The organism is Klebsiella sp., assembly GCF_027492335.1.
Taxonomy (GTDB): Bacteria; Pseudomonadota; Gammaproteobacteria; order Enterobacterales; family Enterobacteriaceae; genus Klebsiella; species Klebsiella huaxiensis.
In genome coordinates, this window is the sequence record NZ_JAPUEW010000042.1 from 116,518 (window position 1) to 127,441 (window position 10,924).

General features: G+C 53.7%; 11 protein-coding genes and 1 pseudogene. 5 read left to right on the forward strand and 7 right to left on the reverse strand.

The features are described from left to right. The first annotated feature begins 59 nt into the window (after window positions 1-59). The 5 genes from anmK (at window position 60) to pdxY (ending at window position 4,761) form a co-directional block, all read left to right on the forward strand. Window positions 60-1,184 (forward strand): anhydro-N-acetylmuramic acid kinase, encoded by a 1,125-nt coding sequence (anmK, locus tag QVF11_RS12515; RefSeq protein WP_142513947.1) that lies wholly within the window; start codon window positions 60-62, stop codon window positions 1,182-1,184. 92 nt (window positions 1,185-1,276) lie between these two features. Beyond that, window positions 1,277-1,600 carry a C-type lysozyme inhibitor gene (mliC, locus tag QVF11_RS12520; protein WP_112214429.1) on the forward strand — a complete coding sequence of 108 codons (324 nt, stop codon included), beginning with the start codon at window positions 1,277-1,279 and terminating at the stop codon, window positions 1,598-1,600. A 57-nt stretch (window positions 1,601-1,657) separates the two neighbouring features. Further along, window positions 1,658-2,314, forward strand: a complete 657-nt coding sequence (gene pdxH / locus QVF11_RS12525; RefSeq protein ID WP_112214398.1) for a pyridoxamine 5'-phosphate oxidase — start codon at window positions 1,658-1,660, stop codon at window positions 2,312-2,314. 250 nt (window positions 2,315-2,564) lie between these two features. Continuing rightward, entirely contained in the window at window positions 2,565-3,839 is a 1,275-nt protein-coding gene (gene tyrS / locus QVF11_RS12530) for a tyrosine--tRNA ligase (protein ID WP_112214397.1), read from the forward strand. Window positions 3,840-3,900: 61 nt separating this feature from the next. Then, window positions 3,901-4,761 (forward strand): pyridoxal kinase PdxY, encoded by an 861-nt coding sequence (pdxY, locus tag QVF11_RS12535; RefSeq protein ID WP_112214396.1) that lies wholly within the window; start codon window positions 3,901-3,903, stop codon window positions 4,759-4,761. 42 nt (window positions 4,762-4,803) lie between these two features. Here the strand turns inward: pdxY and gstA are convergent, their stop codons facing one another. From gstA to QVF11_RS12570, 7 genes and pseudogenes are all read right to left on the reverse strand, one after another. Beyond that, a complete protein-coding gene (gstA, locus tag QVF11_RS12540; RefSeq protein ID WP_112214395.1) occupies window positions 4,804-5,409 on the reverse strand; it encodes a glutathione transferase GstA in 606 nt (201 codons plus the stop codon). Window positions 5,410-5,517: 108 nt separating this feature from the next. Beyond that, window positions 5,518-7,023, reverse strand: a complete 1,506-nt coding sequence (gene dtpA / locus QVF11_RS12545) for a dipeptide/tripeptide permease DtpA (protein ID WP_287857209.1) — start codon at window positions 7,021-7,023, stop codon at window positions 5,518-5,520. Between the two features lie 599 nt (window positions 7,024-7,622). Beyond that, window positions 7,623-8,258 (reverse strand): endonuclease III, encoded by a 636-nt coding sequence (gene nth / locus QVF11_RS12550; protein WP_112214393.1) that lies wholly within the window; start codon window positions 8,256-8,258, stop codon window positions 7,623-7,625. A gap of 1 nt (window position 8,259) precedes the next feature. Next, window positions 8,260-8,958, reverse strand: coding sequence for an electron transport complex subunit E (locus tag QVF11_RS12555; RefSeq protein ID WP_110273991.1), 699 nt, complete (start codon window positions 8,956-8,958; stop codon window positions 8,260-8,262). A 3-nt stretch (window positions 8,959-8,961) separates the two neighbouring features. After that, complete coding sequence (rsxG, locus tag QVF11_RS12560; protein WP_112214392.1) at window positions 8,962-9,582, reverse strand: electron transport complex subunit RsxG; 621 nt, start codon at window positions 9,580-9,582, stop codon at window positions 8,962-8,964. Window positions 9,583-9,592: 10 nt separating this feature from the next. Then, window positions 9,593-10,645 carry an electron transport complex subunit RsxD gene (gene rsxD / locus QVF11_RS12565; protein ID WP_112214391.1) on the reverse strand — a complete coding sequence of 351 codons (1,053 nt, stop codon included), beginning with the start codon at window positions 10,643-10,645 and terminating at the stop codon, window positions 9,593-9,595. Further along, window positions 10,646-10,924 (reverse strand): annotated as a pseudogene (locus QVF11_RS12570) (electron transport complex subunit RsxC); the annotation flags it as partial. It abuts the gene before it with no gap.

The following is a 10,924-nucleotide window of genomic DNA, read 5'->3' on the forward strand; positions in this document are numbered from 1 at the left end:
TGACCACCCGTTTATGGTGGAGTGTGGATATACGAGAGTCATGGAATGAAGGAAAGCGTATGAAATCAGGTCGCTTTATCGGCGTAATGTCCGGGACCAGTCTTGATGGTGTTGATGTTGTTCTCGCAGCAATTAATGAAAACCTGGTCGCTCAGCAGGCCAGCCTGACGTATCCCATCCCCATTGCTATTAAAGAAGATATTCTGGCTATCTGTCAGGGACAGCAGTTGACGCTGTCGCAACTGGGTCGGCTTGATACGCGCCTCGGGCGGCTGTTTGCCGATGCGGTTCTGGCGCTGATGCGTCAGGAGAATTTGCAGGCATCGGAAATCATCGCCATTGGCTGTCACGGTCAGACGGTGTGGCATGAGCCTACAGGTGATGCGCCGCATACCATGCAAATTGGCGACAACAACCAGATTGCCGCACACACCGGGGTGACGGTGGTAGGGGATTTTCGCCGCCGCGATATGGCGCTTGGCGGGCAGGGCGCACCTTTGGTTCCGGCATTCCACCATGCGCTGCTGGCACACCCGGTAGAGCGGCGTATGATTCTCAACATTGGCGGCATTGCCAACCTCTCTTTGCTGGTGCCTGGGCAGCCGGTACGCGGCTACGATACCGGCCCTGGCAATATGCTCATGGATGCCTGGATTTGGCGTCAGTGCGGCAAGCCCTATGATAAAGACGCGCAATGGGCCAGTGAGGGTAGAACTTTGCTGCCGCTGCTGCAGGACATGTTAAGCGATCCGTGGTTTGCGCTGCCCGCGCCGAAGAGTACCGGACGTGAATACTTTAACTACGGCTGGCTGGCGCAGCATTTAGCGCGGTATCCGGGACTGCGTGCTCAGGATGTGCAGACTACGCTGACGGAACTGACTGCCGTGAGCATCAGTGAGCAGGTGCTGCTCAGCGGCGGTTGTGAGCGTCTGTTGGTATGCGGTGGCGGTGCGCGTAACCCGCTGTTGATGGCGCGTCTGGCGGCGCTGCTGCCGGGAACTGAAGTGTCGACCACCGATGAGGCGGGGATCAGCGGTGATGATATGGAGGCATTAGCTTTCGCGTGGCTGGCATGGCGCACCCTCGCCGGATTACCGGGAAACCTGCCTTCTGTCACTGGTGCTTCGCAAGCCTCTGTGCTGGGCGCTATTTTTCCGGCAAATCCACCGCAGAATCGGAGTTAACTGAAATCATCCGCCGGTATTTATTTGTAAACTGGATATCGTTGAAGGAGGGCGTAATGCTCTCCTGGACCGGGAAAGTCGAAGGCGAACTGATGAAAAAAATTCTTATCCTTGCTGTACCTTTTATGCTCGCGGGCTGTAGCTACTACAACCAGTTTGTCGAGCGGATGAATACGGACACGCTGGAGTATCAGTGTGACCAGAAGCCGTTGACCGTCCATCTGAATAACACCCGCCAGCAGGTCAGCTTTATTTACGATAACCAGCAGCTGAATTTGCCGCAGGGGTTATCTGCATCCGGCGCTCGCTATACCGATGGCGTTTACGTTTTCTGGTCTAAAGGCGATAGCGCAACCGTCTATAAACGCGACAGCGTTGTGCTGGAAAACTGCCAGCTACAGGCCGCCAAACGTTGAGATTTCAGTCCTGGGGGCGCACAATGACGCCACCCTTTGACTACTTTCTCAATTGCCATGTCTGATAACGACGAATTGCAGCAAATCGCGCATCTGCGCCGTGAGTATACCCGTGGTGGCCTGCGTCGCCACGACCTTCCCGCCGAACCTTTGGCGCTATTTGAACGTTGGTTGCGTCAGGCTTGTGACGCGAAACTTGCCGATCCTACGGCAATGGTTGTCGCGACTGTTGATGAAAACTCGCAGCCTTACCAGCGCATCGTTTTGCTAAAGCATTACGATGAACGCGGTCTGGTGTTCTACACCAACCTTGGCAGCCGCAAAGCGCACCAGATTGAAAAAAATCCCCGTATCAGCCTGCTTTTTCCATGGCACATGCTGGAGCGCCAGGTGATGGTTATTGGCAAAGCGGAGCGTCTCTCGACGCTGGAAGTGGTGAAGTATTTCCACAGCCGGCCACGCGATAGCCAGATTGGTGCCTGGGTGTCACAGCAATCTAGCCGCATTTCAGCTCGCGGTATCCTCGAGAGCAAATTCCTTGAACTGAAGCAAAAGTTCCAGCAGGGCGAAGTGCCGTTGCCGAGCTTCTGGGGCGGATTCCGCGTCAGCATTGAGCAGATGGAGTTCTGGCAGGGCGGAGAACATCGCCTGCACGACCGTTTTCTCTACCAACGACAAAACAGTAGCTGGCAAATCGACCGACTGGCACCATAAAGGACGCAAAATGTTGTGTTAAGCGCTGGTGCTACGTGGCATGGCGCTTTATTCTATACGCTTCATTTTTCAAGCTGCATCCTTATTTAGCTGCGCCAGCCCACCTCAGCCACTGATCTCAGTAGCCTTCGGGGCTTCATATGGCTGCCGCCGCAATGCAGCTAGAACAATTTTGCATAGATGTTTTTTTCGCGTCTGGCGAAAAGTCGTGTACCGGCAGAGGTGCAGTCGTTTATAGATGGAGAATTTGATGGCAAGCAGTAACTTGATTAAACAATTGCAAGAGCGGGGGCTGGTAGCCCAGGTGACGGACGAGGAAGCGTTAGCAGAGCGACTGGCGCAAGGCCCGATCGCGCTCTATTGCGGCTTCGACCCTACCGCCGACAGCTTGCACTTGGGGCATCTTGTTCCATTGTTATGCCTGAAACGCTTTCAGCAGGCAGGCCACAAGCCTGTTGCGCTGGTTGGTGGCGCAACGGGCCTGATTGGCGACCCGAGCTTTAAAGCCGCCGAGCGTAAACTGAACACCGCAGACACCGTGCAGGAGTGGGTCGATAAAATCCGCAAACAGGTCGCGCCTTTCCTCGATTTTGATTGTGGCGATAACTCCGCCATTGCCGCGAATAACTACGACTGGTTTGGCGGCATGAACGTGCTGACTTTCCTGCGTGATATCGGCAAGCACTTCTCTGTTAATCAGATGATCAACAAAGAAGCGGTCAAGCAGCGTTTGAACCGTGACGATCAGGGTATCTCTTTTACCGAGTTCTCTTACAACCTGCTGCAGGGTTATGATTTTGCCTGCCTGAACGAACTGCACGGTGTGGCGCTGCAGATCGGCGGTTCCGACCAGTGGGGTAACATTACCTCTGGTATCGACCTGACCCGCCGTCTGCACCAGAACCAGGTATTCGGTCTGACCGTTCCGCTGATCACCAAAGCTGACGGCACTAAATTCGGTAAAACCGAAGGCGGCGCAGTATGGCTGGATCCGAAGAAAACCAGTCCGTACAAGTTCTACCAGTTCTGGATCAACACTGCGGATGCAGACGTTTATCGCTTCCTGAAGTTCTTTACCTTTATGGACATTGCCGAGATCAATGCCCTTGAAGAAGAAGACAAAAATAGCGGTAAAGCGCCTCGTGCCCAGTATGTGCTGGCAGAGCTTGTCACGCGTTTGGTTCACGGTGAAGAAGGTCTGGTGGCGGCAAAACGCATCACCGAAAGCCTGTTCAACGGTAATTTGAGTGACCTGAGCGAAGCTGATTTCGAACAGCTGGCGCAGGATGGCGTGCCGATGATCGAAATGGAAAAAGGTGCCGACCTGATGCAGGCGCTGGTGGATTCTGACCTGCAGCCGTCTCGTGGTCAGGCACGTAAAACCATCGCCTCTAATGCAGTGACCATCAACGGTGAAAAACAGTCTGACCCGGAATATTTCTTCCAGGACAGTGATATTTTGTTTGGTCGCTACACATTACTGCGCCGCGGTAAGAAAAATTACTGTCTGGTCTGCTGGAAGTAATTGCGTAAAGGCAGGGGCGTGGGAAACCACGCCCCTTATTTTTTGCTGTCAGGTAATCAAGATGAAGAATATCCTCGCCATCCAGTCTCACGTTGTGTTTGGCCATGCCGGCAATAGCGCCGCTGAATTTCCGATGCGTCGTCTTGGCGTTAACGTCTGGCCGCTTAATACCGTCCAATTCTCCAACCATACTCAGTACGGAAAATGGACCGGATGCGTGATGCCGCCAGCGCACCTAACGGAAATTGTTCAGGGTATCGCTGATATTAACCAACTACAGCGCTGTGATGCTGTGCTGAGCGGTTATCTGGGGTCTGCCGAACAGGGCGAGCACATTCTCGGTATTGTGCGCCAGGTTAAAGCCGCCAATCCGGCCGCAAAGTATTTTTGCGACCCGGTCATGGGACATCCTGAAAAGGGGTGTATCGTAGCACCTGGCGTAGCGGAGTTTCACGTGCGTTATGCACTACCGGCGAGCGATATTATCGCGCCAAACCTGGTTGAACTGGAGATCCTTTGCGGGCATCCAGTGGCCAACGTCAGCGAAGCGGTTGCTGCGGCGCGCGAGCTGATTGTTCAGGGGCCGGAAGTGGTGCTGGTCAAGCATCTCTCGCGTGCTGGTTTGAGCATGGACCGTTTTGAAATGCTGCTGGTCACTGCAGATGAAGCCTGGCACATCAGCCGTCCGTTGGTGGATTTTGGCATGCGCCAGCCGGTGGGCGTAGGCGATGTCACCAGCGGTTTGCTGCTGGTTAAACTGCTGCAAGGGGCTAATCTGCGCGATGCGCTGGAGCATGTTACCGCGGCAGTCTATGAAATCATGCTGGCGACAAAAAATATGCAGGAATATGAGCTTCAGGTGGTGGCGGCGCAGGATCGTATCGCTCAGCCGGAGCATTACTTTAGCGCCACGCAGCTTTAAGCGTGAAGAGCTTGCCCGACGAGCGTCGGGCAAGTATTTGCCTTACTTCAGGCCTTCGGCTTCCAGCGCTGCGGCGACGGCAGGGCGCGCGGCAACATGCTTCATCCAGGCCGAAATGTTGCTATAACCTTCCATATCCAGCTTCACGGCATACGCCCAGCGAAGCACGGTGAACAGATAGCCGTCGGCGATGCTGAAACGGTGCCCGTTAAGCCACTCTTTATCCTGCAGGCACTCATCAACATACTGCATTTTTTTATCAAGCTGCGCACGAGCGATGGGTTTGAAATCCTCCGGCGTATCCGGGCGGAATAGCGGGGTGAAGCCTTTATGCAGCTCTGTCGCCACGTAGTTTAACCATTCCAGCGTCTGATAACGGGCAATGGAACCCACCGGGGCCAGTAGCTGGCGGTCAGGCACGCGATCGGCGATATATTGCATGATAGCCACGCCTTCAGTCAGCAGCACATCATCATCCAGCAGCAGCGCTGGAACCTGCCCCTTGGGGTTGATCTGCAGATAATCATCCCCGTTTTCGAGGCGTTTTTTCATGACGTCAACGCCCTGCAAGGTGAAATCCAGCCCGCTTTCGCGCAGCGCGATATGCGAAGCAAGAGAACAAGCGCCGGATTTGTAGAACAGTTTCATCGATAACTCCTCGTGGCTACGGTTTTCTGTATGTTAGTCCGCTCAGGGGCAAAAAAAAACCGCTAACAGAGCGTTAGCGGTTTAAATTTTGGGGTTTTCCCGGATAGCTTACGCAGTAGCGGTATCGCTGGCTTTCGCTGTTTTGTCGTCATCCAGGGTCATGCGGTTCAGCTTCGGTGCTGTCAGCAGCATCAGGATGGCGATCACGCCGGTTGCTACACCGATATGCAGGAACACGCGACCGTACACTTCCAGAGACATCAGCGGGTCAGTCACGTCTTCTGGTACTGCCATCATATTCGCGACATAGCCGCCGATGAGGTTAGCGCCAGCGGTTGTCAGGAACCAACTGCCCATGATGAAGCCCATCAGACGCTGTGGAACCAGCTGTGCAACCATGGCCAGGCCCAGGCCTGAGATCATCAGTTCACCAATACTCTGCAGGCCGTAGCTGATAACCAGCCAGCTGACGTTAACGATACCAGCATCGCTGGCGAACTTAGCGCCCAGCGGCAGCACGAGGAACGCGCCAGAGCACAGAACCATACCAATAGCGAACTTCATCGGCATCGGTAAGGTATCGCCCATTTTGTTATAAATAGCGGCCAGAATCGGGCTACCGATAATGATCCAGAATGGGTTCAGCGCCTGATACTGTTCAGGTTCGAACGCGATGCCCAGCAGCGAGTGTTCAACGTTACGAATCGCAAAGAAGTTCAGAGAAGTTGGCATCTGGCTATACAGGACGAAGAAGATAATCGCCTGCAGCATCAGAATGAATGCCACGACCATTTTACGCCGTGCGGCGCCCTGCATCGATAAGGCTTCTTTAGCGAAGATAAAGACGATAACCAGTGCCACCACACCCAGCGCCATACGAGCGATACCCTGGTTGTGCAGCAGCCAGGTGGCGATCGCTACCAGAATCACCACACCGACGATAGTCGCCAGCAGTTTACCCACGTTAACGGGTTCAAAGTCAGGTTTAGAGCCGTACTGTTTCACCCAACGCTGACAGAAGGCAAAGTTGATAATAGTGATCACCAGGCCTACGAAGCTCAGCGCGAACGCGACGCTCCAGCCAAATTTTGCCGCCAGCCATGGCGTGGCCAGCATAGAGAAGAAGGAACCGATATTGACGGACATATAGTACATGGTAAATGCACCGTCCAGACGCGGGTCGTTCTTGTCATAGCAGGTAGAGAGCAGGGAAGACGGGTTGGCTTTAAACAGGCCGTTACCGACGGCGATAGTCGCCATACCTATATAAACGATAGAAGCATCGTGCCCGGACCAGGCGACGAGAGCGTAACCGATAGCCAGAACGATGGCACCGAGCATAATGACGCGTTTAGTGCCCAGTACTTTGTCGCCCAACCAGCCGCCGATAGCCACCAGACCGTATACCAGGGCGCTAAAGGAGGAGAACAGAGTGATAGAGTCCGCTTCTGACATACCCAGCTGTTTTACCAGGTAAACGGCCATGATCCCTTGCAGGCCGTAGAAACCAAAACGCTCCCATAACTCAATGGAGAAGATGAGATAGAACGCGCGTGGTTGTTTGAAAGCGTTCAAACTGACGCTTTCTGTTGGTTTATTGTTTGCAGTAGACACAAATACCTCTTTTTTTACATCCCATATTAACGGGGGGTGTTCGGGGCGCAATCTTAGAAGACCGCCGCCTTTATAGTTATTCTGGAGGGAAAACGGCAAGTAATGTTCACTATCCTGCCCCTTCAGGCAATAGCTTTGCAATAATCTGTTACATATATCCTGTGCGTTATAATACACCGCCTATTCAAATGTTATGCAGAGTTAAATTTCATCGTTTGGCGAATGGAAGAGTTTTTATCTGTTGAGATCCGAAATTTATCGCATAATGGCAATATGTTCTGCTGTTTGCGCTTGCATCCAGTCATATAACCCATAATCCTAAAAAATGATGGGGTATTGTGTTGGCATTTAAGGTAAGGGTATTTGAATCAGCAGATTTACGTATTAATACATTAACAGTAAATTAACAAAAGTGTTGATGGGTGATCTGGATCACAAATATATAGAAATTTTGACTCTGAAAAAAATGAATAACCTGTCTGGTGGTTATATCGCCGAATAATCAGCCAGTACATAGGCGAAACTATGGCGTTAATGGCGAGGGGATGAGTGATTAAACAGGGTCATAACCACAGGTTGGGTTATGACCCTGGGTTTTGTTAAGGATAGACCTTCTCTTTGAACTCGCAAAGATCTTCAATCAGGCAAGAACCGCAGCGCGGTTTGCGAGCGATGCAGGTATAGCGACCGTGCAGAATAAACCAGTGGTGACAGTCTACTTTGAATTCGGCAGGAACCACCTTCAACAACTTTTCTTCGACTTGTTCAACGTTTTTACCGGGGGCAAATTGTGTCCGATTGCAAACGCGGAAGATATGCGTATCAACGGCGATTGTCGGCCAGCCGAAGGCGGTGTTAAGCACTACGTTGGCAGTTTTGCGCCCAACGCCGGGCAGGGCTTCCAGCGCGGCTCGGTCTTCCGGTACTTCGCCATTATGCAGTTCAAGCAGCAGACGACAGGTTTTAATGACGTTTTCCGCTTTGCTGTTAAACAAACCGATTGTTTTGATATACGACTTAACGCCGTCAACGCCCAGCTCCAGCATAGCGGCTGGCGTGTTGGCTACCGGGTAAAGCTTTGCCGTCGCTTTGTTGACGCTGACGTCGGTGGCCTGTGCTGAGAGCAACACGGCGATTAATAATTCGAACGGAGAATTGAAGTTCAGCTCCGTGGTAGGGTGCGGGTCGTTATCCCTGAGCCTGGTGAGGATCTCCAGGCGTTTACTTTTATTCATCCTATGCTTTTCCCGTCACATCAGACGGCGCAATAATTTCGGCTTCTGCCGCTTTTGCTTTGCGCTGTTTGCTACGTTCATCGATGAGGTATTTTAGCGCCAGCATCATCCCAAGGCCAATAAATGCGCCCGGCGGCAGCATTGCCAGCAGAAACGGTGTATCAGTATGAAATACTTCGATGCGCAGTACTTTAGCCCAGCTACCCAGCAGGCTATCTGCACCGTCAAATAAGGTACCGTTACCGATAATTTCGCGCATCGAGCCGAGGACAAACATGGCGCATGTTGCCCCCATGCCGATGGAAAACCCATCCAACGCCGATAGCGCCGGGCCTTTTCGGGCGGCAAAGGCTTCGGCACGTCCAACGACGATACAGTTGGTCACGATAAGCGGGATAAAGATCCCTAGTGACTGATACAGACCAAAGGCGTAGGCGTTGATCAGCATCTGCACGACGCTCACTACCGAGGCAATGATCATCACGTAAATCGGAATACGGATCTCCGCAGGCGTCCAGCGGCGCAGGCTGGAAATCGTCAGGTTGGTCAGCGTGAGTACCAGGGTCGTCGCCAGCCCAAGCCCCAGGGCGTTGGTGGCGGTAGAGGTCACGGCCAGCAGGGGACACATCCCCAGCAGTTGAACCAGTGCGGAGTTGTTTTTCCACAACCCCTGAACAATAACGTCTTTTACTTCGCTCATGGTCTAGTCTCCACAGGCGGTGAATGTGGGAATCTGCGCAGGCAGCGTTTGTGCATATAAACCCGCACGCTTAACGGCGTTAACCACCGCTCGTGGGGTAATCGTGGCCCCGGTAAACTGATCGAAATCACCGCCGTCTTTTTTCACGGCCCAGTGACTATCGCTTTGCCCGTGAATAACTTTACCGGCAAAGAAGGTGATCCAGTCAGAAATTCTGAGCTCAATTTTATCGCCCAGGCCTGGCGTCTCGTGGTGCTCTGTGACGCGGGTACCCAACACGGTACCTTTAAAATCGGCGGCGACCAGTAGCTGAATGGCCCCGGAATAGCCGTCCGGCGCGGTAGCTTCCATCACTGCGGCAATCGGCTGCTCGTTGTTTTCAGCAATCCACACTTTATGCTGACCTTTGCCCAACTCTGGCGCGGTAACCAGATAACAGTTTTTCAGCAAATCATTGTTATAACGATTGGCTGGCATAACCTGGTCGAATAGGGCTTTTTGCTGCAAGGAAGCCTGGTCCTCAATGGTACTTTTGGTTAGCTCATTGATTGCCGCCGTCAGTCCGGTGGAGCCCGCAGCAAAGAGTGCCAGCGTAATGCCGTGTTTGCGCATGCTTTGTAACATGTTCGGGTCCTCAGCGGTGGCCATACGCGCGCGGACGCGTGTAATAGTCGATCAGTGGAACGGTAATATTTGCCAGCAGGACGGCAAAGGCGACGCCATCCGGATAGCCGCCGAAGCTGCGAATCAGCCAGACCAGCAGGCCCGCCAGCGCGCCGAAGATCAGGCGTCCGCGGTTGGTGGTGGAGGCGGTCACCGGGTCGGTCAGAATAAAGAATGCGCCGAGCATCGTCGCGCCGGACAGCAGATGGATCTGCGGCGAGGCGAGGCTCTCTGGTGAGAATATCCATCCCAAAGTGGCGCAAACGGCCAGGCTTAGCAGGAAACTGACCGGGATATGCCAGCGAATGGTTTTTTGCCACAACAAGAACAGACCGCCCGCCAGATAAGCCATGTTAACCCACTGCCAGCCGAGACCAGCCAGCGCGCCACCGTAGATAGGGTATTGCAGGATCTCGTTCACCCCATGGCCGGCATGCAGTGACGTTTTGAACGTGTCTAGCGGCGTCGCCTGACTAATACCGTCGATCCCTATGCGCAGGCTGTTCATATCGCCGCCAGTCGCGGTTTGACCGGTAAAAATCACCCGCAGCGCATCGCTAAATCCAGGGACGTTAGCCGCAATCTCATGCGGTGGAAGCCAGGAGGTCATCTGCACCGGGAAGGAGATCAGCAGCACCACGTAGCCAATCATCGCCGGGTTAAAAGGGTTATGGCCCAAACCGCCGTATAGTTGTTTGGCGATAATCACCGCGAAAGCGGTACCGAGGACGACCATCCACCACGGGGCAAATGGCGGAATGCTGACGGCCAGCAGCAGACCGGTCAGCAACGCCGAGTTATCAGCGAGGATCGCGGGAATATTTTGTTTACGCAGCTTAAGGATGGCGGCTTCCGCTCCCCACGCCGTTAAGGATGCGAGAATAATTTGCAGCACGGTGCCCCAGCCGAAAAACCAGGTCTGAACCACAATGCCGGGAACGGCGGCGAGCAACACCAGCAGCATAATCCGCGAGGTCTGGCGTTGGTTGTGGGTATAAGGGGAACTTGCGATTCTGAAAACCATTTAATCCTCGTTAACTGCCTGCCGGGATGCTTTCCGGGCCTGAACGCGGGCGATTGCTTCAGCGACGGCCGCTTTACGGGCATCGTCATTGGCTGCCGACGGGGGAACTGCTTGTTGTTGTTCGGCTTTGCGGGCCTTAGCACGGGCGATAGCGGCTTCAACCGCGGCTTTGCGTGGGTCAACCGCTGCGGCTGTTGGCTGCTCTGCGACGACAGGCTCAGCCGGAACTGCTTGCTGTTCTGCTTTGCGAGCTTTAGCTCGGGCGATAGCGGCTTCAAC

Coding starts and splice junctions, on each gene's coding strand:
- anmK (WP_142513947.1), top strand. CDS start 60: ATGAAATCAGGTCGCTTTATCGGCGTAATGTCCGGGACCAGTCTTGAT.
- mliC (WP_112214429.1), top strand. CDS start 1,277: ATGAAAAAAATTCTTATCCTTGCTGTACCTTTTATGCTCGCGGGCTGT.
- pdxH (WP_112214398.1), top strand. CDS start 1,658: ATGTCTGATAACGACGAATTGCAGCAAATCGCGCATCTGCGCCGTGAG.
- tyrS (WP_112214397.1), top strand. CDS start 2,565: ATGGCAAGCAGTAACTTGATTAAACAATTGCAAGAGCGGGGGCTGGTA.
- pdxY (WP_112214396.1), top strand. CDS start 3,901: ATGAAGAATATCCTCGCCATCCAGTCTCACGTTGTGTTTGGCCATGCC.
- gstA (WP_112214395.1), bottom strand. CDS start 5,409: ATGAAACTGTTCTACAAATCCGGCGCTTGTTCTCTTGCTTCGCATATC.
- nth (WP_112214393.1), bottom strand. CDS start 8,258: ATGAATAAAAGTAAACGCCTGGAGATCCTCACCAGGCTCAGGGATAAC.
- QVF11_RS12555 (WP_110273991.1), bottom strand. CDS start 8,958: ATGAGCGAAGTAAAAGACGTTATTGTTCAGGGGTTGTGGAAAAACAAC.
- rsxG (WP_112214392.1), bottom strand. CDS start 9,582: ATGTTACAAAGCATGCGCAAACACGGCATTACGCTGGCACTCTTTGCT.
- rsxD (WP_112214391.1), bottom strand. CDS start 10,645: ATGGTTTTCAGAATCGCAAGTTCCCCTTATACCCACAACCAACGCCAG.